This is a genomic window from Janthinobacterium sp. PSPC3-1 (assembly GCF_049896105.1).
GTDB lineage: Bacteria > Pseudomonadota > Gammaproteobacteria > Burkholderiales > Burkholderiaceae_D > Janthinobacterium.
Genome location: NZ_JAFCTQ010000001.1, coordinates 292373 through 314433 on the forward strand (window position 1 = coordinate 292373; position 22061 = coordinate 314433).

The 22061-nt window shown below is 63.9% G+C and carries 15 protein-coding genes; 9 read left to right on the forward strand and 6 right to left on the reverse strand.

Annotated elements, in window-relative coordinates; translation table 11 throughout:
* Positions 1–13: 13 nt before the first annotated feature.
* The 4 genes from ACP7B7_RS01325 (at position 14) to ACP7B7_RS01340 (ending at position 5230) form a co-directional block, all read left to right on the forward strand.
* Complete coding sequence (locus tag ACP7B7_RS01325) at positions 14–2233, forward strand: T6SS effector phospholipase Tle3 domain-containing protein (protein WP_426075513.1); 2220 nt, start codon at positions 14–16, stop codon at positions 2231–2233.
* Positions 2234–2308: 75 nt separating this feature from the next.
* The gene (locus tag ACP7B7_RS01330; protein WP_426075514.1) at positions 2309–3652 is read left to right on the forward strand and encodes a hypothetical protein; all 1344 of its coding nucleotides are present in this window, start codon (positions 2309–2311) and stop codon (positions 3650–3652) included.
* On the forward strand, positions 3649–4947 hold the full coding sequence (locus ACP7B7_RS01335; protein WP_426075515.1) for a hypothetical protein: 1299 nt from the start codon (positions 3649–3651) through the stop codon (positions 4945–4947). The genes ACP7B7_RS01330 and ACP7B7_RS01335 overlap by 4 nt, the downstream gene beginning before the upstream one ends.
* Positions 4948–4966: 19 nt before the next feature.
* Positions 4967–5230: a PAAR domain-containing protein gene (locus tag ACP7B7_RS01340; protein WP_426075516.1), complete on the forward strand. Its 264-nt coding sequence runs from the start codon at positions 4967–4969 to the stop codon at positions 5228–5230.
* 5 nt (positions 5231–5235) lie between these two features.
* Here ACP7B7_RS01340 and ACP7B7_RS01345 read toward each other — a convergent pair whose 3' ends face one another.
* Positions 5236–6558 (reverse strand): aspartate aminotransferase family protein, encoded by a 1323-nt coding sequence (locus ACP7B7_RS01345; RefSeq protein ID WP_426075517.1) that lies wholly within the window; start codon positions 6556–6558, stop codon positions 5236–5238.
* 179 nt (positions 6559–6737) lie between these two features.
* Between ACP7B7_RS01345 and ACP7B7_RS01350 the strand changes: the two genes are divergently transcribed.
* From ACP7B7_RS01350 to ACP7B7_RS01360, 3 genes are all read left to right on the forward strand, one after another.
* Entirely contained in the window at positions 6738–7409 is a 672-nt protein-coding gene (locus tag ACP7B7_RS01350) for a response regulator (protein ID WP_426075518.1), read from the forward strand.
* On the forward strand, positions 7393–8778 hold the full coding sequence (locus tag ACP7B7_RS01355) for an ATP-binding protein (protein ID WP_426075519.1): 1386 nt from the start codon (positions 7393–7395) through the stop codon (positions 8776–8778). The genes ACP7B7_RS01350 and ACP7B7_RS01355 overlap by 17 nt, the downstream gene beginning before the upstream one ends.
* An 82-nt stretch (positions 8779–8860) precedes the next feature.
* Complete coding sequence (locus ACP7B7_RS01360) at positions 8861–9271, forward strand: YgiW/YdeI family stress tolerance OB fold protein (RefSeq protein WP_426075520.1); 411 nt, start codon at positions 8861–8863, stop codon at positions 9269–9271.
* Here ACP7B7_RS01360 and ACP7B7_RS01365 read toward each other — a convergent pair.
* Positions 9268–10137: a MurR/RpiR family transcriptional regulator gene (locus ACP7B7_RS01365; RefSeq protein ID WP_426075521.1), complete on the reverse strand. Its 870-nt coding sequence runs from the start codon at positions 10135–10137 to the stop codon at positions 9268–9270. The genes ACP7B7_RS01360 and ACP7B7_RS01365 overlap by 4 nt on opposite strands.
* Positions 10138–10182: 45 nt before the next feature.
* On the reverse strand, positions 10183–10476 hold the full coding sequence (locus tag ACP7B7_RS01370) for a hypothetical protein (protein ID WP_308925090.1): 294 nt from the start codon (positions 10474–10476) through the stop codon (positions 10183–10185).
* A gap of 213 nt (positions 10477–10689) precedes the next feature.
* On the opposite strand from ACP7B7_RS01370, the gene ACP7B7_RS01375 reads away from it, so the two are divergent.
* A complete protein-coding gene (locus ACP7B7_RS01375) occupies positions 10690–11127 on the forward strand; it encodes a YbjN domain-containing protein (protein ID WP_426075522.1) in 438 nt (145 codons plus the stop codon).
* Between the two features lies 1 nt (position 11128).
* Here the strand turns inward: ACP7B7_RS01375 and ACP7B7_RS01380 are convergent, their stop codons facing one another.
* The 3 genes from ACP7B7_RS01380 to cphA (ACP7B7_RS01390) form a co-directional block, all read right to left on the reverse strand.
* Complete coding sequence (locus tag ACP7B7_RS01380; protein ID WP_426075523.1) at positions 11129–14305, reverse strand: EAL domain-containing protein; 3177 nt, start codon at positions 14303–14305, stop codon at positions 11129–11131.
* Positions 14306–14477: 172 nt separating this feature from the next.
* A complete protein-coding gene (gene cphA / locus ACP7B7_RS01385; RefSeq protein ID WP_426075524.1) occupies positions 14478–17048 on the reverse strand; it encodes a cyanophycin synthetase in 2571 nt (856 codons plus the stop codon).
* Positions 17049–17127: 79 nt separating this feature from the next.
* Positions 17128–19305 carry a cyanophycin synthetase gene (gene cphA / locus ACP7B7_RS01390; RefSeq protein ID WP_426075525.1) on the reverse strand — a complete coding sequence of 726 codons (2178 nt, stop codon included), beginning with the start codon at positions 19303–19305 and terminating at the stop codon, positions 17128–17130.
* Between the two features lie 480 nt (positions 19306–19785).
* On the opposite strand from cphA (ACP7B7_RS01390), the gene ACP7B7_RS01395 reads away from it, so the two are divergent.
* On the forward strand, positions 19786–22059 hold the full coding sequence (locus ACP7B7_RS01395; protein WP_426075526.1) for an ABC transporter ATP-binding protein: 2274 nt from the start codon (positions 19786–19788) through the stop codon (positions 22057–22059).
* The last annotated feature ends 2 nt before the right edge of the window (positions 22060–22061 follow it).

The following is a 22061-nucleotide window of genomic DNA, read 5'->3' on the forward strand; positions in this document are numbered from 1 at the left end:
AGGAGAGCACACCATGACCTTTGATCCACGCCCGCCGCTGTGCGACGACCCGAAAGTCGACCTGCACGGCGAGTTTGCCTGCAGCGCCAATTACTTACACAGCGACAAGGTGACCGTACAGCAGTTGCCGCTACCGGGCATCATTATTTTCGTGCACGGCGTCAATTCCGATGGCGAGTGGTACCAGGCTGCCGAGGAGGGCTTGTGCCGGGGCTTGAACCAGCGCCTCAAGCGAAGTTGCGATCACCTTATGCATCACGGCGTGGAAGGCGGGGAAATGACGCCGGTGAGTTATGGCAAGGAGATCACGGACGAAGGCTTTCTCAATCCCGAAATGTCGGCCGATAATCTCATTCTCGACAGCGCTACTTTCTCGCCCGTGATCCGCTTTCGCTGGGGCTACAAGGCCTCGGGCGAGGAATTGCAACAGTATGGCCGGGGCATCTACCTGAATGAACAGGATTACTGGGGTGGCGGCCCGTTTGCCAATGGCTGCAGCGCGCTGGCCGATTTGTGGAAGGAGGGCCTGAGCGAAGCCCTGTTCCTGTGGACCACGATCCAGCATATGAACCCGTTCCCCGAGCGACAGGTGTTCAGCTGCCCGCCGCGGCCGTATTTCGTGCTGGCCGCGTATCGCCTGGCCAAGCTGGTGGAAGCGGTACGCCAGCAGCAGGCCGACGTGCCGGTCACCATCGTCTGCCACAGCCAGGGCACGATGGTGGCGATGGCGGCCGCTTTCCTGGGCAAGAATCTGCCGGCGGTGGAGGGCAAGTTTCCCTGTGTGGCCGATAACTACGTGATCTGCAATTCGCCGTACAGCCTGGCGCAAAGTAATTTTTCAGAAAACTGGATCGGCAGCAACCTGCGCGCGGTGGACGGCAGCAAGGGCAGGGTGACGGTCGCGGCGCGGATCGAGACGTTGAAGAACTTCTTCGAGATTATCCGCCAGCGCGCCAGCCTGGCTGAAGTGCAAACAGACCAGCGCCTCGACGACTGGGCGGCCAATGTGCAACACGGATTCTCCGCCGCCGCCGACCGCGAACAATATGGCATCGCCGGTGCCGCGCGCGGCGGCAGGAAATCCTCGTACGGCCGCGTCACCGTGTATTGCAATCCGCACGATGTGGTGGTGTCGTCGATCGCCATCCAGGGCATCGGCTGGCGCGGCCTGGATGGCGCCGAGCTGGCGGCCACCCATGCCGCAGGCGTGTATGTGCAGCGCGTGTTTGCGCAGGGTTTCGAGGTGGGCAAGCAGGGCAGTTATCACTACTGGGCCAATCATTGGCGCAAACCCACGCCGGGCGGCAAGGATTTCTGGTTTCCGGACCAGAAATATGCGTCCTACTCCATCAAGCAAGGCAAGGAGGCCAGCGAGAGTGCGTTTGCCGCCATCCTGACGGTCGGCTTTGCGCCCTTGTTCATGCTGCTGACCAAACTGTCCAAAAACCCCACCAATGCCTCGCCCGACAAGGACTGGAAAATCGAACTGACTGCGCCCGACCTGGCGCCGCCCTTCACGCCCCAGTCCCTGCGTTTCGGGGTAGCGAGTGATCAATTCGACGAGGGCTACGACCCCGCCGGTGAATCGCGCCAGGCCGGCAAGCAGCGCACGCCGGACGACGATTATTTTGCCAACCATGAAATTCCGCGCGGCGGCCTGCAAGGCGAGGAAAAAAGGCTGGAAGCGCAACGCATGGACATCGCCAAAGGCACGGCCGACGACGAGGCGCGCCTGCGCTACGAGCAGCGCGCGGTACTGCGCGCCCAGGCGATACGGGAAGAGAAAAGCGCCGCTGGAAAAAAGGTAGAGCAGGAAATGCCGCGCGCCACGCCCAGCGCCGACTACATGACTTGGCGCAGCGCGCGGGTCGAGGAAATGATGTCTAACCAGGCCGGCGCTTTTGCCACCGACCATTCCACCATCATGACCAATCCCCTGCATGCGGAAAGAGTATTGGCGTATGACGTGCCGGTGGGGGTGTGCAATATCAAGGCGCAGGCGCTGAGGAGGTTGAGGGTGATGGCGGATTGGCGATTGTTGGAGTGGGGTGGAAACGATAACTCTGCAATTGAATTTCTGGAATATTTTAATGAAGGAAAATTTCGTCGGAAGACCATTTCGGCTTGGGTAGCTCAGTCTGGTGAGGCGGCAATGCCAAGTTTGATTATTGACAGGCGTCAAAATCCTGCGCCGAGTGCCGGACCCACATCTGGCGAAATGGCGCACGGTTGACATCTTGCTGCTTGATTCACCATAATTTTTTTATTAATAACTTTATTCAAAAAATATTTCGAATGGAGAATTCGCATGTTGAAAACGTTTTTTTTGTACGCATTATTGGTGCCGCTGGCATCAATTTTTCTCACCGCCTGCGCTCGGTTTCGCTCATCGACTACTACGCCGTTAAATACCATGGTTGTGTTGCCAGAAGCTGTCAAGCGACCTTATATGGCGCAAGTGGTTGCTGTGCAATGGCTTAATCCCTTGCAGCGTCGTGATTACCCGACGCAATGGCAGTTGCTTTGGACGTTAGGTCTGGTACAGCCCAACCCTGCCGATGACATGGTCAAGGCAAACCCTGGGAAGTATTCCAGCTTGCAGGCTATCTCGCCTGTCGCCGCTGGAAATGAAGGTGAAGAGACGTTTCGAGGCTATCATCAGAAGTATATTCGCAAGGTGATGAATCTGTTTCGTAGCCCGTATTTTTCAGATCCCGAGTATTTTTATAACGTTCATTCAGCCAAGGACAGGTCGCGCTGGCGCGAATTGGCTGGCATCCACGTGGAATATGCACTTCCTGAAGGAAAGCTTGATATAAAAGACGCGGCGGATTTTGTGGGCGATTACATTGCAGGTACTTTTGATATCGGTAATCCCAACTTTCCTACACTTTGGACACGGCCGACTCCACCGGACGTTCGCTTCAACACAGGCGGCCCCAACGCCGGCTTTACCTCCCTTTCCGCCGCCCTCGACTATCTGCAAGCCCACCCCAAGGAAACCGTCTGGGCCATGAACTGGGATGCGCCCAGCCGTCCCAAGGACAGGCAGATCAACGAAAACCTGGTGTTGCTGATTTTGGCTGGCCCTGACTTCAAGACCGAGCGCGCACCGCTGGCGTGGCTTGGGTATCCGAGCACAAAATCCATCGCCGACTTCGAGCTGAAAAAGGGCGAGCCGCCGCGGCTGGTGCAGGCGTGGACGGCCGCCATCGAAGAGGCCGCCGGCAAGGCGGGCAGAATCGATACCGAGATCGGCTATGTGATCCATGATGCGGGCAATATGCACAAGGACTCGTCCGACCGCATCGGCGCGCTGGCGCAGACCTTGACTTTGCAACTACCCGAGTTCGATTTTCTGAAACAAAGTTTTAATCTGACCGCCGTGCTGGGCGAGACGGGGGCCGGCACGGCCTTGACGAATGTGGCGCTGGGCATCGCTTACGCGCATCACTTCGGCAAGCCGGTGCTGGTGGCCGGCACCAGCGATCTGGCCGCGCCGGTGGCGCTGGTGGTGGCGCCGCCGGCGGTGGTGCGGCCGATTCAATATGACAAGCCTTGGTTCCGCGCGCGCGGCGGCAATCATGCATATTTGCCGTGGTGGGGGCTGCGGCATGATGCGCCCGAGTATCTTCAGGGGTTTTCGCAATGAAGAAATTGACAGCGGTGCTGGTTTCGCTACTGCTCTGTGCTTGCGCGACTTTACCGGTTCAGGAAGAGCCAGTGAAGCGCAGTGGTCCGTTCATCGCGCAGGTGGTCGGCTTGCAATGGCTGAATCCTTTGCAGCGGAAAGACTATCCGACGCAGTGGCAATTGCTGTGGACACTAGGGCTGGTAAAAGCCAATCCAAGGGATGAAATGGTCAAGGATAAACCTGAAAAATACTCTAGGCTTCAGAGCATCGGTTCTATCGCTGCCGGCAATGATGGCTCGGAATCATTCGATGGATATCATGAAAAATATGTCAGTAGATTAATTAGCCTGTTCCATGGATTTTATTACTCCGATCCAGAATACTTCTACAATGTTCACTTCGCTGATGACAAGTCCCGCTGGCGCGAACTGGCCGGTATCCATATCGAATATGCTTTGCCAGAAGGAAAACTGGATCCAGTCGAGACGATGGAATTCGTTCGCAAACGCGTGGCAAGAACTTTTAGCATTGGCAACATCCATGCTCCAACTCTTTGGACGCACGCTACGCCCCCCGATGTCCACCTGACCATGGGCGGCCCCAACGCCGGCTTCACCTCCCTTTCCGCCGCGCTCGACTATCTGCAAGCCCACCCCAAAGAAACCGTCTGGGTCATGAACTGGGATGCGCCCAGCCGTCCCAAGGACAGGCAGATCAATGAAAACCTGGTGTTGCTGATCTTGGCTGGCCCTGACTTCAAGACCGAACGGGCGCCGCTGGCGTGGCTTGGCTATCCGAGCACAAAATCCATCGCCGACTTCGAGCTGAAAAAGGGCGAGCCGCCGCGGCTGGTGCAGGCGTGGACGGCCGCCATCGAAGATGCCGCCGGCAAGGCGGGCAGAATCGATACCGACATTGGCTATGTGATCCACGATGCGGGCAATACCAATAAAGACTCATCGGACCGTATCGGCGCGCTGGCGCAGACCTTGACTTTGCAACTACCCGAGTTCGATTTTCTGAAACAAAGTTTTAATCTGACCGCCGTGCTGGGCGAGACAGGCGCCGGCACGGCCTTGACGAATGTGGCGCTGGGTATCGCTTACGCGCATCACTTCGGCAAGCCGGTGCTGGTGGCCGGCACCAGCGATTTGACGTCGCCGGTGGCGCTGGTGGTGGCGCCGCCAGCGGTGGTGCGGCCGATTCAATATGACAAGCCCTGGTTCCGCGCACGCGGTGGCAATCATGCGTATCTGCCATGGTGGGGGCTGCGGCATGATGCGCCTGAGTATCTTCAGGGGTTTTCGCAATGAACACGGGCCAGGAGGCGGCATGCGTGGCGTGATTCGTCTGAACGACCCCACCAGCCATGGCGGCAAGGTGATGGGGGCGGCGTCGAACAGCACGTTGCTGGGAGTGGCCGTGGCGCGCAAGGGCGATCCTTGCATGTGTCCGGTCAAGGGCCATGTGCGCTGCACGATTGCGGAAGGCGATCCGCAGGTGCTGATCGGCGGCGTGCCGGTGGCCTTCGAAGGCCACAAGACCACCTGCGGCGCCAGCCTGATTTCCACGGTGGGCAAAAGCGGGCGCGGCTGAGGCAATCAGGCCAGGCAACTGTCGATGGCCTTGCCCAGCTTGTTGACGACCTCGTCCACATGGCTGCCGTCGATGATATACGGCGGCGCCAGCAGCACATGGTCGCCGTGCTGGCCGTCGATGGTTCCGCCCATGGGGTAGCACATCAGGCCGGCCTGCATGGCTTGCGCCTTGATGCGCGCGTGCAGGCGCCGCGCCGGGTCGAACGGCTGTTTTGTCGCGCGGTCGCATACCAGTTCCAGCCCCAGGAACAGGCCTCGGCCGCGGATATCGCCCACATGCGGATGCTCGCCGAAGCGCTGGACCAATCGATCTTTCAACAGATTGCCCATGGCGCGCACATTGGCCAATAAATCGCGTCGTTCGATCTGCTGCTGCACCGCCAGCGCCGCTGCGCAGGCGGTGGCGTGGCCGATATAGGTGTGGCCGTGCTGGAAGAAACCGGTGCCATCACGGATGGTGTCGCGGATGGTGGTTGATACCATCACGGCGCCGATCGGCTGATAGCCGGCGCCCAGGCCCTTGGCGATGCAGATCAGGTCGGCGGTCACGCCTTCCTGCTCGCAGGCGAACAGGCTGCCCGTGCGGCCCATGCCGCACATCACTTCGTCGAGGATGAACAGGATGCCGTGGCGCTGGCAGATGGCGCGCATATGGGCAAAATAGCCGGCCACGGCGGGCAGGGCGCCGGCCGTGGCGCCTACCACCGGTTCGGCGATAAAGGCCAGTACGTTTTCCGCGCCCAGCTCCATGATACGTTCTTCCAGCTCGCGGCCCAGGCGCGCCACATAGTCGCCATCGGTTTCGCCGGACAGCTGGTCGCGATACGCATAGCAGGGCGCCACATGCGTGACATCGATCAGCAGCGGCGCGAACTGCTGGCGGCGCCATGCGTTGCCGCCGGCGGCCAGCGCGCCCAGGGTGTTGCCGTGATAGCTCTGGCGGCGCGCGATGATATGGCGGCGCTGCGGCTGGTCCCGCTCGACCACATACTGGCGCGCCAGTTTCAGCGCGCTTTCCACGGCTTCCGAACCGCCCGACACAAAATACACGCTGGCTATGCCGGCCGGCGCCCGGGCGACCAGGAAATCGGCCAGTGCTTCCATCGGCTCGCTGGTGAAAAACGAACTGTGCGCATAAGCCATGCCGGCCACCTGCCGCTGCACGGCGGCGATCACGGCCGCGTCCGAATGGCCCAGGCAGGAGACGGCCGCGCCGCCGCAGGCGTCCAGGTAGCGCTTGCCGTCGGCATCAATCAGGTAGGGCCCGTCGCCGGCAACGGCGGTGGGGTAGGTGGCGGTCAGGCTGCGGTGGAAGACATGGCTCATGGCGGCGCTTTCGGCAAGGAGGGAAGCGCAAGTATAGGGTTGCCAACAGTAATTAACAACATATGTTGTATTTTAAAATTAAAAACAACATAAAATGTTTGGCGTCTTAAGATGGCATTCATCTTGCCCCTCCACACTGGGCGGGCCATACTGGCGGCTGACTTTTTTGGAAACTTCCCATGCGTATCCTGCTTGCCGAAGACGATCTCTCCCTCGGTGAAACCATCCTGGCCTGGTTGCGCCTGGACCAGCACGCCGTCGACTGGGTCGAGCGCGGCGACTCCGCACAGACGGCCCTGATGACCCATCACTACGACTGCGTGCTGCTCGACCGCGGCTTGCCCGGCATGAGCGGCGACGCCTTGCTGGCGCAGTTGCGCGGCGCCGGCAATGCCGTGCCGGTGATCCTGATCACCGCCTTCAATGCCCTGGCCGACCGGGTCGAGGGGCTGGACCTGGGCGCCGACGATTACCTGGTGAAACCGTTCGAGCTGGAAGAGATGTCGGCCCGCATCCGGGCCGCCGTGCGGCGCGGCGCCAGCCAGGTCAGCAATGCGCTGTCGCACGCTGGCATCGCCCTCAATATCGAAACCAGGCAGGCCAGCCTTGACGGCCAGCCGGTGGCGCTGACAGCGCGCGAATACCATGTGCTGCATGCCTTGTTATTGAGAAAAAACAGCATCGTCGCGCGCGCGCAGATCGAGGAAGCGCTGTATGGCTGGGGCGATGAAGTGGAAAGCAACGCCATCGAGGTGTATATCCACAACCTGCGCAAGAAATTCGGCGCCGACAGCATCGTGACCGTGCGCGGCCTGGGCTACCGGCTGAAACACGATGACAGCCAGGCCTGAGCTGGAAGCCAAGCCCTGGTCGCTGCGGCGGCGCCTGCTGGCCGCCATTGTGGCCGCCAGCACGGTGCTGTGGCTGGCCAGCCTGGGCATCGTCACCATGATCGCCTGGCATGAAACCAACGAGGTGTTCGACGATGCGCTGGAGGAATCGGGCCAGATGCTGATGGCCGCCACCACCGACTGGCAGCAGCGCGGCCTGCTGGCGCGCGCGCAGGGATCGGATGGGCCCGACGGCAAGCCGGAGCGCAAGGTTGACATGCAGTACCAGATCGTGGCCGGTGGCAAGGTGGTGCAGCGCAGCACCGGGGCGCCTGCGCAGCCGTTCGTGACGGACTTCGATGACCGCCACGGCTTTGCCGACCCACAAGTGGAACAGCGCCGCTGGCGCGTGTTCGTGATACGCGACGAGGAGCGCCATTTCGAGGTACAGGTGGGCCAGCAGTACAAGAAGCGCTACGATATCCTGGAGGAACTGGCCGAGCACCTGTGGCTGCCGATCGCCGGCTTCCTGGCGCTGCTGGCGCTGGCGTGCTGGCTGCTGACGGGCAGGGTGCTCAAGCCGCTGCGCGCGACCGCCGCCAGCATTGCCGGCAAGAGTCCCAGCGACCTGGCGCAGGTGGAACTGGCCGGCCAGCCGCGCGAGTTGCTGCCCATCGTGCAGGCGCTGAACGGCGTGCTGGCGCGGCTGGACACGGCGCTGCAGTCCGAGCGCCGCTTTACGGCCGACGCCGCCCACGAACTGCGCACGCCGCTGGCCGGCCTGCATATGCATGTGCAACTGCTGCAGCGCCAGCATCCCGACCTGGCCGCGCCGTTCCAGAAGCTGCGCCGCGATATCGCGCGCGTGACAGCCCTGGTCGACAGCCTGCTGACCCTGGCGCGGCTGGACCCGCTGGCGCCTGGGCAAGTGGGTCGCCAGCCCGTGATGCTGGCGCCGGTGCTGGATCAATTGCTGGCGGCCCATGCGCAGGAGGCGGCGGCGCGCGGCATGACGCTGGCCGTGCGCTGCGGGCTCGACTCGGTCGAAGCCGACCCCGCCATGCTCGAGATTGTGCTGCGCAACCTGCTCGACAATGCGCTGCGCTATTGCCCCGACGGCAGCCGCATCGAGCTGGTGGCCGAACGCCACGCGGGCCGGCCCCGCATCAGCGTGCGTGACAACGGGCCCGGCGTGGACCAGGCCAGCCGGCAGCGCCTCAGCGAGCGCTTTTTCAGGGTGCTGGGGCAGCAGCAATCGGGCAGCGGACTAGGCTTGTCCATCGTCAGGCGCATTGCCGACCTGCATGGGATCGCGCTGGCGTTCGGTAGCGGCCTGGATGGCCGTGGCCTGGGCGTGACCCTGGATTTTCCTGGCGGGTCCGCACCTTAAGATACGGTTAACGTCGGCTCGGTGTAATGCGTCTGTGCCTGCAGCGACAGGCAAACCCCGCCACTACCGAAGAGGAACGACCATGAAAAAAGTACTGACCATCTCCTGCATGACCGCCCTGATTGCCGCTTCCGCCTTTGCCATCGCCCAGCCCGCCGGCTATACGGGGCCGTCGAATACGGCGCCAGCCGCAGCAAGCGGCTACACCGGTCCGTCGAGCATGGCGTTGATGACGGCCAAGGACGTGCTGGCCAAGGCCAAGGACGATCAATACGTGAAGCTCAAGGGCAAGCTGACCAGCCACAAGGGCGGCGAGGAATATGAATTTACCGACGCCAGCGGCAAGATGACGGTGGAAATCGACGCCAAGCGGTTCCCGCAGGGCGTCAAGATCGATCACACGACGATGGTGGAACTGACCGGTGAATTCGACAAGGAAACCTTTGGCGAGTCGACACTGGACGTGAAACAGATCAAGGTCGTGGCGAACTAAGGCGCGTAGGCGCCCAGTTCGCGCAACTGGCTTTCGGCCGCCGCAATCGCTTGCACGGCTTCTGGCCCGGCGCGCGCCACCAGCAGTTCGGCCAGGCTTTCGACGGCGGCAATGCCCGCCACGATGGACGGGAAGAACGAGGGACTGTCGACGGCGATGACGATGCTGGCATGCGCTTGCCGGGCCAGCGGCGACATGGCGCTGTCGCTGACGGCCACGACCATGCAGCCGGCCTGGCGCGCGCGGCCGGCCACCAGCAGCGCTTCGCTGGAGTATGGCGCAAAGCTGGCCACCACCACCGCGTCGCCCGACTGCAGGGCGCGCAAGTCCATCTCCAGGGTGCCGCCCTGGCCGCTCAGCAGTTGCACGCTGGGGCGCAGCAATCGGTACAGATAATGGAAGGTGTAGGCGATCGGGTGCGCCGCGCGAAAGCCGGCCACGTGCACGCGGCCGGCCGCTTCCAGCAGGCCGGCCGCCGCCTGCAGGGCGGCCTGGCTGGCGCATTCGGTGGCGGCCAGGTTGCGCTGCTGCACCGCAAATACTTCGGCCACCAGCTCGGCGCCCTTGCCGGCCAGCGCGCCGGCTTTTTCCGCATAGGGCGCCGGCCGCGTGCGCAGGCGCTCGACAAAAATGCTTTTCAGTTCAGGCCAGCCGGCAAAGCCCAGCTGCTGCGCCAGCCGCACCAGCGCCGCCGACTGGACCCTGGCGCGCGTGGCGATGCTGCGCATCGACGAGACGGCCACGTCGTCGGGATGGTCGACCAGGTAGCGCGCGCCGGCCTGGAATTGCGGACTGAACTGCGCATAGCGCGCCTGGATCTCGGCGATCAACGCCGCGTGCCTGTCGTGGTGGGTGCTTGCCTGCATCGCCGTGCCTGAAGTAAGTAAGGTGGGGCGATGGTACAGGATAGCTCAGCGTCCCGGTAGCGCCGCGCCGAGGGTAGCGTAGCCGACGGCCCCCGCGCGCGGGCGCAAGCGGGCGAACAGGTGCGGGCCGGCCTTGTGCCGCTGCGGCCCGGTGGTCAGCACGCGCAGGGCGGTGGCCAGCGGCACGTCGTGGCAATGCAGGAACAGGGCGGCCGCGCCGGTGCCGGCCATGTTCTGCAGCGCCAGCGCATGCTCGACCAGTGCGCAAGTGCGCATGTCCAGCCGCGCCGGGATGTCGGGCTGGAATAATTGCTGAGGAGCTTGCCGCGCACCGCCCATGCCGTTCTCCGCTTGATTGGATGAGGAACTGACAGCATAAAAGCGCCGTGCCGAATTACTTTGCGACAGATCAAACCCGGCACTAAAACGATGCTTTCAGGAAAATTTCGCGGGCCGTGAAAATAATTTTGTATTGTGGCCGGGCGGCGCCGTTGAGGAGGGTATGCAGCGGCACCATCACGGTTGCCGGCATCTCAACCGAAAGGATCCACCATGGCCAGCAACACTTCCGTTACCGACTTCCTGCTCCAGCATCTGCAAGCCGAAGGCTACCAGGCCAGCCTCGACGGCGATGGCGACATCGCCTTCCGCTTCGAGGGCATGGGCTACGTGCTGTGCTTTGACGAGGACGACGCCCAGTTCGCCAAGCTGATCCTGCCCAATGTCTGGTCGATCGATACGCCGGAGGAACTGCAGCGCGTGCTGGCCGCGCTCGACGAAGTCAACCGCCGCATCAAGCTGGTCAAGGGACACGCGGTGCGCGGCCAGGTGTGGTTCTGCATCGAGATGCTGCTGGTCGACCAGCGCCACTGGTCGGTCTTCTTGTCGCGCGCCACGCGGGCCATCTCGCACGCCACGTCCATGTTCGCCGCCGAGATGCGCGCCAGCGCGGTGGCCGCGCAAGCCATCGCCGACGCCGGCGCCAACTAATCTAGGCGCAGGCCGGCACGGGCTGCTCGATGCCTTCCAGCCATGCCAGCAGCTGCGCCTGCGGCATGGGACGGGCAAAATAATAACCCTGCAATTCGTCGCAGCCGGCATGGCGCAGCACGTCGGCGTCGGCCGCGCTTTCCACGCCTTCGGCCGTCACCGTCAGGCCCAGGGTGTGGCCGAGGCCGATGATGGCCTTGGTCACGGCCAGGTTTTGCGGCGACTCATGGATGTTCTGCACGAAGCTCATGTCGATCTTCAGCTTGTCGAGCGGGAAGCGGCACAGGTAGTTCAGGCTGGAATAACCGGTGCCGAAATCGTCGATCGACAGGCCGAAGCCCAGCGCCTTGATTTGCTGCAGGGTGGCGATGGTGTCGTCCACATTGTCCATCAGGATCGATTCGGTCAGCTCGAATTCGATCTGGCCCGGCGCCACGGGAAACTCGGCCAGCACTTCGCGCAAGGTCGCCACCAGCGCGCCGTTTTTCAGCTGGATTGCCGACAGGTTGATCGAGACGGCGATGGCGCCGATGCCCGCCTCGCGCCAGGCCACGTGCTGGCGGCACGCTTCGCGTATCACCCAGGCGCCGATCGGCACGATCAGGCCCGATTCCTCGGCCACCGGTATGAAGCTGTCGGGCGCGATCAGGCCCCGCTGCGGATGGTTCCAGCGGATCAGGCTTTCCACGCCGTGCAGCAGGCCGCTGATGGCGTCGATGCGCGGCTGGTAGTGCAGCACCAGCTGCTGGCGGTCGATGGCGTGGCGCAGGTCGCTTTCCAGGTGCAGCTGCTGCAGCTGCTGGTCCTGCAGCTGCGCCGAGAACATGCGCGCGTTGTCGCGCCCGCCGCTCTTGGCCTGGTACATGGCGGCGTCGGCGTGGCGCATCAGGGTGTCGAGGTCGTCGCCGTGATCGGGATACACGGCCACGCCCACGCTGCACGACACATACAGCTCGCTGCCGGCCACCTGGTGCGGCGCGCGCATGGCCGGGATCAAGCGCTTTTCCAGCAGGCGGCCGATGGCCTCGACATCGTCGATGCCGTTCAGGATGACGACGAATTCATCGCCGCCCAGGCGGCTGACGGTATCGCCGTCGCGCACTAGTTGCAGCAGGCGCGATGACACCGATTGCAGCAGCGCGTCGCCGACATGGTGGCCCAGCGCGTCGTTGACGTTCTTGAAGCGGTCCAGGTCGATGAACAGCACGCCCACCTTGTCGCCGTTGCGGCGCGCCTGCGCGATGGCGGTGGCCAGGCGCAGGTTCGAGACATGGCGGTTGGCCAGGCCCGTCAGCGCATCGTGATGCGCCATGTGCTCGATCTGGCGCTCGCTGGCCTTGCGCTCGCTGATGTCGAGCGAACTGGCGATAAAGTGCGTGGTCACGCCGTCCAGGTCGCGCACGGCGTTCATGACCAGCCAGGCCGGATAGCATTCCAGCGACTTGCGCTGGATCGAGATTTCGCCTTGCCAGTAGCCGCGCCGCGCCAGCGTGTGGCGCAGGTTGTCGAGCTGTTCGGGGCTATTGTCCGGCGCCAGCAGAAAGGCCGGCCGCTTGCCGATCAGTTCCACCATGTCGTACAGCGAATGGCGGCGGAAGGCCTGGTTGACGGTGATGATGCGCATGTTCGCATCCATCACGATCAGGCTTTCGGCCGAGGCCTCGAACACCTTGGCCCACAGTTCCAGGCGCGACTCCATCTGCTTCATCTTGTTGATCGGCGTGAAGGTCGACAGCACCGCGCGCTGGCCCTGGTAGTCGATCAGGCGCGCCGAGATCAGGGCCCAGGTGGGCGTGTCGCCGCTGTGCCACAGCACTTCGAATTCATCGACGGCGCCCAGGTCGCTCAGGCGCTGGAAGAAGCGCGAACGGGCCTGCCCGCTCATGCCGCGGCTCCACGGATCGAGTTCCAGTCCCTGCTGCCACGCATGCGCGGCCTGGTTGGCGTGCAGTACCTGGTGGTGCGGGATCGAGGTGACCATCAGCGGGATCGGAATCGCGTCGACCAGCTGGCGCTGCGCATCGGCCGCGCTGGCGCGCGCCACCAGTTCCTGCTGCGCCACGCGCTGGAAGTCGAGCTGCTGCAACATGGTGTTGAAGGCGCCCACCAGGCGGCCGATTTCGTCCACGCTGTGCCAGTCGGCGCGCAGGCTATGGTCGCCCGTTTCACGCACTTCTTGCGCCACGCGGGCTAGGCGGCGGATCGGCAGGGCGATCTGGCGGGCGACGAAAAACACCAGCCCGAGTATCATCACCAGCAGCAGCACGGCGGTACCCAGGTGCAGCCACATGCGCGTGAAAAAGCCGTCGACCCGCAGCTGGATCAGGCGCTGCAGCTCGACTTCGGCATCCTTCCAGGCCAGCTGCAGCGCGGAGACTGCCGCCGCGTCGCGCAGCAGCAGTTCCTGGCGTCCGGCCGGATACGCCTCGGCGCCGGCCAGCGCCTGGGTGCTGGCACGGAACCGGGTGACGGCGTCGCGCAGGGCCGCGCGCGAGCCTTCCAGGTGGCGGCGCAGCAGCGGCGTGCTCGCTTCGAATGCTTCCGTGTAATCGCTGCCGATGCCGCCCATGGTGGCGTCCATGCGCCCTTCCAGGATCAGGAACTGGGTCTGCATGCGCTGGCGCTGCGCGCCTTCGGCGCTGGACAGGTTCAATGCCAGTTCGCGCATGCTGTTGATCACTTCCAGCAGTTCGGGAAAGCGCAGGATCACCAGCGACATGGTGTAGTAGCTGTCGAGGTCGGGGTCGAGGATCAGGTTCGATTGATTGCCCACGCGCGTGAGCAGTTCGCGCCCGGCGACAAACACGGGCGAGGGGGCGATGGCGTCGCTTGCCGCGCCGGCCTCGTGCGGGCGCACCAGCAGGGCGGCGAATTCGGCCGCCAGTTCGGCGCTGCGCATGGACCCGCCCAGGGCGCTTTCGGCGCGGGCGATGCTGGACGCCGCTGCCGCGCCCTGGGTTTCGGCGCCGGTGCGCGTGAGCGGCAGCATGGCGTCGCGGATCACGGCGATGTATTCGTTGCCGGCCATCTCCTTGCGCGAAAAATCGATGGCGATGTATTTTTCGTTGATCAGGATGCCGGAGATAAAGATGACGGCGGACAGGTCCAGCAGGTAGATCAGGGCCAGCTTGCGCCCCACCGTCAGCTTGCCGATAAACCGCGAGATTTTACTCACCATGCCTGCACCGCCTTGTCGTCAACCGATGATATGGTTTCTTATATGCAATTTTCATGCCCGAAATTACAGCATGCAGACCACGATTCGGGGTGAAAATGCACCAGGCTGGTGCGAGGGGGCCGGACGAAAAAAAGGCGGCGCATTGCGCCGCCTCTTCATCGCAGTGAGCCGCTTACGCTTCGGCCACGCGTTTGGCGATATGCGCCAGCGCTTCTTCCACCTGGTCGATCAGGATCAGGCACAGGTCGCCTTCGCCCAAGCGCGCCAGGGCCGTATCGATGGCCACGAACTCGCCGTTGATTTCATCGATATGGCTGGTGCGCTTGGCGCCGTCGAGACCCTGGCGCAGCAGGGCCACCACTTCGCCGTCGGCGCGGCCGCGCTGGCATTGATCCTGGTACAGCAGCACGTCGTCGAACGCGGCGCCGAGGATTTCCGTCTGCTGGCGGATATCTTCGTCGCGGCGGTCGCCGGCGCCGCTGATCACCACCGAGCGGCGCTTGGCCGGCATGCTTTCCACCGCCTGCACCAGCGCCAGGATGGCGTCCGGGTTATGGCCGTAGTCGGCGATCAGGGTCGCGCCCTTGTAGTCGAACACATTGAAGCGGCCCGGCGCATTGTCGGCTTCGTTGGCAAAGGTTTTCAGGCCCAGCGCGATGGTGGTCCAGTCCAGGCCGACGGCCCAGGCGGCGGCCACCGAGGCCATGGCGTTTTCCACCTGGAAGCCGATCGCACCGTTGCGCGTGATCGGCACTTGCGACAGTGCAATTTCATGGCGCGCCTTGCCTTGCGCCGCCACCAGCTTGCCGTCTTCCACGTAGACCACGCGGTTGCCCTGGGCGCGGTGGGTGGCCATCACGGGATGCGATTTGTCGGCCGCAAAGAAGGTCACGCTGCCGCTGCAGTTCTTCGCCATGCGCACCACCGCCGGATCGGTTGCATTGAGCACCGCCACGCCGCTGTCGGCCACGTTCTGCACGATCACGCGTTTCAATACCGCCAGGTCTTCCACGGTGGTGATGTAGTTCAGGCCCAGGTGGTCGCCGGCGCCGATATTGGTCACCACGGCCACCTGGCAGCGGTCGAAGGCCAGGCCTTCGCGCAGCATGCCGCCGCGCGCTGTTTCGAACACGGCCGCATCGACGTCCGGGTGCAGCAGCACATTGCGCGCGCTGCGCGGGCCGCTGCAGTCGCCGCTGTCGATCTGGCGTCCTTCGATGTAGACGCCGTCGGTATTGGTCATGCCGGTGCGCAGGCCCGACGCCGTCAACAGATGGGCGATCAGGCGCACGGTGGTGGTCTTGCCGTTGGTGCCGGTGACGGCGACGACCGGAATGCGGCCGTCGTCGCCGTCGGCGAACATGGCGGCGATGATCGCCTCGCCGACCGGACGCGGCCTGCCGAACGAGGGCGCCAGGTGCATGCGCAGGCCCGGCGCGGCGTTCACTTCGACGATGCCTGCATTCTGTTCTTCCAGCGGTTTCAGCACGCTGTCGGCGACCACGTCGACGCCGCAGATGTCCAGCCCCACCATGTGCGCGGCGGCGACGGCGCGCGCCGCCACTTCCGGATGCACGTCGATGGTGACGTCGGTGGCCGAGCCGCCCGTCGACAGGTTGGCGTTATTGCGCAGGATCACGCGCTGGCCCACCGGCGGCACCGAGTCGGCCACATAGCCCTGCTTGGCCAGGCTGGCCAGGGCGATATCGTCGAAGCGGATCTTCGTCAGCGAAGTGGCGTGGCCACTGCCGCGGCGCGGATCGAGGTTGACCTGGTCGACCAGTTCGCGCACCGTGTGGCGGCCATCGCCGACCACTTGCGGCGGGTCGCGGCGCGCCGCCGCCACCATTTTGTTACCGATCACCAGCAGGCGGTAATCGTGGCCCGGCAGGTAGCGCTCGACCAGGATATCGTCGCGAAATTCCTGCGCCGCGATAAAGCCGGCCGTCAGCTGCTCGCGCGTGGTGACATTGACGGTGACGCCCTTGCCCTGGTTGCCGTCCTTCGGTTTGACGACCACCGGCAGGCCGATCTCGCAGGCGGCGGCCCAGGCGTCGTCGGCGTCGAGCACCACGCGGCCTTGCGGCACCGGCACGCCGGCCGAGTCCAGCAGTTTTTTGGTCAGTTCCTTGTCCTGCGCGATCGCTTCGGCAATCGCGCTGGTGCCGTCCATTTCGGCGGCCTGGATCTTGCGTTGTTTGCTGCCCCAGCCAAACGTGACCAGGCTGCCTTCGGTCAGGCGGCGAAACGGAATATTGCGGGCCAATGCCGCGTTGACGATGGCGCCGGTCGACGGCCCCAGGCGCACGTCTTCATCGAGTTCCTGCAGCTGCAACAGGGCACCGGCAACGTCGAAAGGCCGGTCTTCCAGCGCGGCCAGGCACAGCTGCTGCGCCAGTTCCAGCGCCAGGCGGCCGACCGCTTCTTCCGAATATTCGACCACCACCTGGAAGATGCCCGTTTCCAGGGTCGGCGTGGTGCGGCTGAAGGTGACCGGGCAGCCGGCTTGCGCCTGCAGGCCCAGCGCCACCAGTTCGAGCACCTGCGCCATCGGCGCGGCGTTGTAGTTGCCCAGCGGTTGCAGCGGGCTCAGATGCGGAAAGATATTGCGCAGGCGCGCTTCGAATCCAGGCAGCTGGGCGATGTCGAGTTCCTGCGTGGTGCAGGAAACGATGGCTTCCACGGCGGTGTCGTGGCTCCAGAGGTTGGGGCCACGCAGGGCCCGTACGCGAGATACTTCCATAATTAACCGTATTCCTTGTGTTCTTGTGGGCCCGGCTTGCGCCGGGCTTGTTCTGTGCCTTGCCGGGTTTGGCAACCGTTCAGTTGCCGATGCTGCCCGGCGCCGCGTCAAACGTGCGCAATCCCGCGCAGATCAGGTCGGTGGACAGTTCCAGCGACCAGGCCGCGGCGACGGCCGCCAGCACGCTGTCGACGTTGCCGGCGGTGGCCGGTTTCAGCAGGTCCAGGCACAGCAGCACGGTTTCGATGCCGCCTTCGGCCAGCACGATATGGTTGCCGCGCACGAAAGCGGCGCGTTTTCCTTCGGCCAGGTGGGCGGCGATGCCGGGCAAATCACCATCCTGGGCGTACAGGGTCACGCTGCCGTCGCACAGTGCGGCCATTTCCAGCACCAGTGGCTCGGCGGCGTTCAGCACCGCCACGCCGGTCGGCAGCACCACGTCGACCTGGCTGCGCACGGCCTTGTACAGGCCGACCTCGTCGAGCACGTCGAAATCCTTGATGTCATCAAGGCTGCCGGTGTCGGTGACGATGCCGATCTGGCAGCGGTCGTACGCCAGGCCTTCGGCCAGGATCATGCGCGGATTGCTTTCGAACAGGGCCGTCTGCACGGTGCGGTTGAGCAGCAGGCGCTGGCCCGCGTCCCAGTTCACGCAATTGGTGCTGACCACGCGGCGCTGGTCGAGGAACATGCCTTCGCCGCAGACGGCGCCGGTATGCAGGCCGGACAGGTTGAGCAGTTTGCACAGCATGCGCACGATCAGGCTGGCGCCGCGCGTGCCGGTCACGCCGATCAGCGGAATGCGGCCCGTTTCGCCAGGTTCGAACAGATGCTCGACGATCGCCGCGCCGACCGCGCGCGGCTTGCCGACACCCGGCTTGATATGGGCCAGCAGGCCCGGGCTGGCATTGACTTCGATGATGGCGCCGCGCTGTTCTTCGAGCGGACGCGTGATGTCTTTCGCCACCAGGTCGATGCCGGCGATATCGAGGCCGACCACGCGCGCGGCCAGCAGCACCGCATGCGCCACCGATGGGTGGACGTCGTCGGTCACGTCGATGGCGACATTGCCGTTCGGCTGGATCAGCACTTTCTGGCCCGCTTGCGGCACGGAATCGGCCGTCATGCCCTGGCGCCGCAGTTCCAGCACGATCTCGCCCGATTCATGCGGCCGGACAGTGCCGAGCGGGAAATCTTCGCCTTCGCCGCGGCGCGGATCGGTATTGATCTGCGTGTTGACCAGTTGCAGGATGGTGGAGGCGCCATCGCCATCGACCCACAGCGATTCGCCCTTGGCGGCGGCGACCAGCTTGTTGCCGACCACCAGCAAGCGGTGTTCGTCGCCGGTAATGAAGCTTTCGACGATCACGGCCGAGCTGTCGCTTTGCGTGGCGGCCAGTTCATACGCGGCCTTCACGTCGCTTTCGGTCATCAGGTTCAGCGACACGCCGCGGCCATGGTTGCCGTCATACGGCTTGACCACCACCGGCACGCCGATATCCTGCGCTTCTTCCCATGCCGCTTCGGCGCTGCGCACCAGGCTGCCTTCGGGCACGGGCACGCCGCACGACTTGAGCAGCGACTTGGTCAGATCCTTGTCGCTGGCGATGCCTTCGGCGATCGCGCTGGTGCGGTCGGTTTCGGCGGTCCAGATGCGGCGCTGCGCGGCGCCATGGCCCAGTTGCACCAGGTTGCCGTCGTTCAGGCGCAGCGACGGGATGCGGCGCTCGGTGGCGGCGTCGACGATATTGGCCGTGCTCGGGCCCAGGCAGCGCGCATCGACCATCTCGCGCAGCGGCGCCAGCGCCGCTTCCAGGTCGTAGGCTTCATCGTTGATGGCGGCCATCAGCAATGTGCGTGCGGCGGCCAGGGCCGCGCGGCCGACCTGTTCTTCGCGCGTGCGGAAAGCCATTTTATAGACGCCGCGCTGGCTGGTCGAACGCGTCTGGCCGAAGCCGGTGCGCATGCCGGCCAGGTTTTGCAGCTCCAGCACCACGTGCTCGAGGATGTGGGCCGACCAGGTGCCTTCGCGCAGGCGCTCGAAAAAGCCGCCCCGTTCGCCGACGCCGCAGCGGTGCTCGATCATGCCGGGCAGCCATGCCACCAGCCGCTCATACAGGCCGGGCAGGGTATTGGAGGGGTAATCTTCCAGTTCGCCGATATCGACCCAGGCCTCGATCACCGGACGGTAGGTCCAGATGTTGGGGCCGCGCAGATGGGTGACGCGGACAAATTCGATGTTCTTCTTCTTGATCATGTAAGTGGTTTCTTGATAACAAGCCAGGCGTCTGGGCGCCAGATACTTTAGGTGGCTCTACAGAGACTTTTCAGGCTCGTGCTTGGTTCTTTATCCCGGGTATGCGCAGTGTGCCACTTTTAGGGGGCTCTTGTCGCGTTTGCTTCTACTATTCTGCTGGAGTTACGTTTCTAATTGTTACCATTCGTTGCCTTGCCTGCTATTTATTTCCTGCCTAGCCCCGCAACTTGCAGCATTTGCGCAACGCGGTGTTGTTGTATACTTCAGCCTGGCGTTGCAAAAGCGCAGCATCCACCTGGCCCTTCCTGATCAGTTTAGCCATCCATGCCTTACCTGCAGGCATCCATTCGATACAATACAGGAAATTGCCACTGGTATATCTGCCAGCCGCCGTCCCGCTGCACACCCCAGGACAGGCAGCTTTCACCCCACCCAATCCGCCCTTCGAGGGCCAGGCCATGAGCCGGAGCATGCTTTACGATGACAACTGAACTGATAGTTCCCGCAGTACCCACCCCCGCCACCGCGCTGCCTGACCACTGGCTGGCGCAGGTGGAAAAGAATCTGCTTACCGGGGAGAACGTTTTAAGTAGCGTGGAGGTTGACCTCGACGCGCGATTACGTTTCACAAAAGGCATAATAGTTGTCACCGAGAAGCGCCTGCTGGCGCGCGCTCCCGGCGAAACCACGTGGCAGCACTGGTCCTACCGCCCGGGCCTGCGCCTGGCGCACCACGATCACGCCGGCGTGGGCCACCTGGAACTGTTCGACGACCACGGCCGCCTGGCCTCGTGGCGCTTCACGCTGGGCCAGAACCTGCACGCCATCCGCGTGCTGGAACAGTTCGTCGAACGGCTCGACAGCCACCTGACGGGCCAGCCCATCCTGGCGGCCGAACAGGAAGTGTGCCCCAGCTGCAAGGCGCCGTTGGAACCCGACCAGGAAGAATGCCCGATCTGCGCCAAGGTGCTGCATACGCCGCCGTCGACCTGGACCCTGTTCCGCCTGTGGCGCTTCGCCCACCCCTACCGCGGCCAGCTGGCGCTCGGTTTCCTGCTGATGCTGCTGAGCACCGCCGCGCACATGATACCGCCCTACCTGACGGCGCCGCTGATGGACAATGTGCTGATCCCGTACCAGAACGGGCAGCAGATCGACCCGTGGCTGGTGGTGTATTACATGGGCGGCCTGCTCGGTTCGGCCCTGCTGGCCTGGCTGCTGGGCTGGGGCAAGACCTATGTGCTGGCGCTGGTGTCCGAGCGCATGGGCGCCGACCTGCGTTCGGCCACCTATGAACACCTGATGAAGTTGTCCCTCGAATTCTTCGGCGGCAAGCGCACCGGCGACCTGATGGCGCGCATCGGCAGCGGCAGCGACCGCATCTGCGTGTTCCTGTCGCTGCATCTGCTCGACTTCGCGTCCGACGTGCTGATGATCATCATGACCGGCGCCATTCTGTGGTCGATGAATCCGTGGCTGGCCATCATGACCCTGGCGCCGCTGCCGTTCATCGCCTGGATGATCCACCTGGTGCGCGACCGCCTGCGCACCGGCTTTGAAAAGATCGACCGCGTGTGGAGCGAAGTGACCAATGTGCTGGCCGATACCATTCCCGGCATCCGCGTGGTGAAGGCGTTTGCCCAGGAACACCGTGAAGCGGCGCGTTTCCGCGACGCCAATGCGCACAACCTGGCCGTCAATGACAAACTGAACAAGGTATGGTCGCTGTTCTCGCCGACCGTCTCGTTCCTGACCGAAATGGGCTTGCTGGTGATCTGGTGCTTCGGCATCTGGCAATTGTCGCGCGGCGAAATCACCGTCGGCGTGCTGACCGCCTTTATCGCCTACAGCACCCGCTTCTACGGCCGCCTCGATTCCATGAGCCGCATCGTGTCGGTGACGCAAAAGTCGGCCTCGGCCGCCAAGCGCATCTTCGACATCCTCGACCATGTGTCGAGCGTGCCGGAACCGGCGCAACCGGTGAAGCTGGACAAGATCGAAGGCAGGATCGACCTGCGCGAAGTCGGTTTCCGCTACGGCAACCGGGCCGTCAACCGCGGCATCACCCTGAACATCAAGGCCGGCGAAATGATCGGCCTGGTCGGCCACAGCGGTTCGGGCAAGAGCACGCTGGTCAACCTGATCTGCCGTTTCTACGATGTGTCGGAAGGCGCGATCCTGCTCGATGGCGTCGATATCCGCTCGTTCGCCGTGTCCGACTACCGCCGCAATATCGGCCTGGTACTGCAGGAGCCGTTCCTGTTCTTCGGCACCATCGCCGAGAACATCGCCTATGGCAAGCCGCACGCCACGCGCCAGGACATCATCGCCGCCGCGCGCGCCGCGCATGCCCACGAATTCATCCTGCGCCTGCCGCAGGGCTACGATTCGATGGTCGGCGAACGGGGCCAGGGCCTGTCGGGCGGCGAGCGCCAGCGCATCTCGATCGCGCGCGCGCTGCTGATCGATCCGCGCATCCTGATCATGGATGAGGCCACCTCGTCGGTCGACTCGGAAACCGAGAAGGAAATCCAGAAAGCGCTCGACAACCTGGTGCAGGGCCGCACCACGATCGCGATCGCGCACCGGCTGTCGACCCTGCACCGCGCCGACCGCCTGGTGGTGCTGGACCGCGGCCAGGTGGTGGAAGTGGGCAGCCACGACGAACTGATGGCGAAAGAGGGCGCGTATTACCGCCTGTATGAAGCGCAGGCGCGCAACGCCGCCGAAATGGTATTGGAAGAGAAGGAATAAAC

What these genes read in the sequence shown, in the direction of transcription:
- ACP7B7_RS01325 (WP_426075513.1), top strand. Translation starts at nt 14, where the DNA reads ATGACCTTTGATCCACGCCCGCCGCTGTGCGACGACCCGAAAGTCGAC.
- ACP7B7_RS01330 (WP_426075514.1), top strand. Translation starts at nt 2,309, where the DNA reads ATGTTGAAAACGTTTTTTTTGTACGCATTATTGGTGCCGCTGGCATCA.
- ACP7B7_RS01335 (WP_426075515.1), top strand. Translation starts at nt 3,649, where the DNA reads ATGAAGAAATTGACAGCGGTGCTGGTTTCGCTACTGCTCTGTGCTTGC.
- ACP7B7_RS01340 (WP_426075516.1), top strand. Translation starts at nt 4,967, where the DNA reads ATGCGTGGCGTGATTCGTCTGAACGACCCCACCAGCCATGGCGGCAAG.
- ACP7B7_RS01345 (WP_426075517.1), bottom strand. Translation starts at nt 6,558, where the DNA reads ATGAGCCATGTCTTCCACCGCAGCCTGACCGCCACCTACCCCACCGCC.
- ACP7B7_RS01350 (WP_426075518.1), top strand. Translation starts at nt 6,738, where the DNA reads ATGCGTATCCTGCTTGCCGAAGACGATCTCTCCCTCGGTGAAACCATC.
- ACP7B7_RS01355 (WP_426075519.1), top strand. Translation starts at nt 7,393, where the DNA reads ATGACAGCCAGGCCTGAGCTGGAAGCCAAGCCCTGGTCGCTGCGGCGG.
- ACP7B7_RS01360 (WP_426075520.1), top strand. Translation starts at nt 8,861, where the DNA reads ATGAAAAAAGTACTGACCATCTCCTGCATGACCGCCCTGATTGCCGCT.
- ACP7B7_RS01365 (WP_426075521.1), bottom strand. Translation starts at nt 10,137, where the DNA reads ATGCAGGCAAGCACCCACCACGACAGGCACGCGGCGTTGATCGCCGAG.
- ACP7B7_RS01370 (WP_308925090.1), bottom strand. Translation starts at nt 10,476, where the DNA reads ATGGGCGGTGCGCGGCAAGCTCCTCAGCAATTATTCCAGCCCGACATC.
- ACP7B7_RS01375 (WP_426075522.1), top strand. Translation starts at nt 10,690, where the DNA reads ATGGCCAGCAACACTTCCGTTACCGACTTCCTGCTCCAGCATCTGCAA.
- ACP7B7_RS01380 (WP_426075523.1), bottom strand. Translation starts at nt 14,305, where the DNA reads ATGGTGAGTAAAATCTCGCGGTTTATCGGCAAGCTGACGGTGGGGCGC.
- cphA (WP_426075524.1), bottom strand. Translation starts at nt 17,048, where the DNA reads ATGGAAGTATCTCGCGTACGGGCCCTGCGTGGCCCCAACCTCTGGAGC.
- cphA (WP_426075525.1), bottom strand. Translation starts at nt 19,305, where the DNA reads ATGATCAAGAAGAAGAACATCGAATTTGTCCGCGTCACCCATCTGCGC.
- ACP7B7_RS01395 (WP_426075526.1), top strand. Translation starts at nt 19,786, where the DNA reads ATGACAACTGAACTGATAGTTCCCGCAGTACCCACCCCCGCCACCGCG.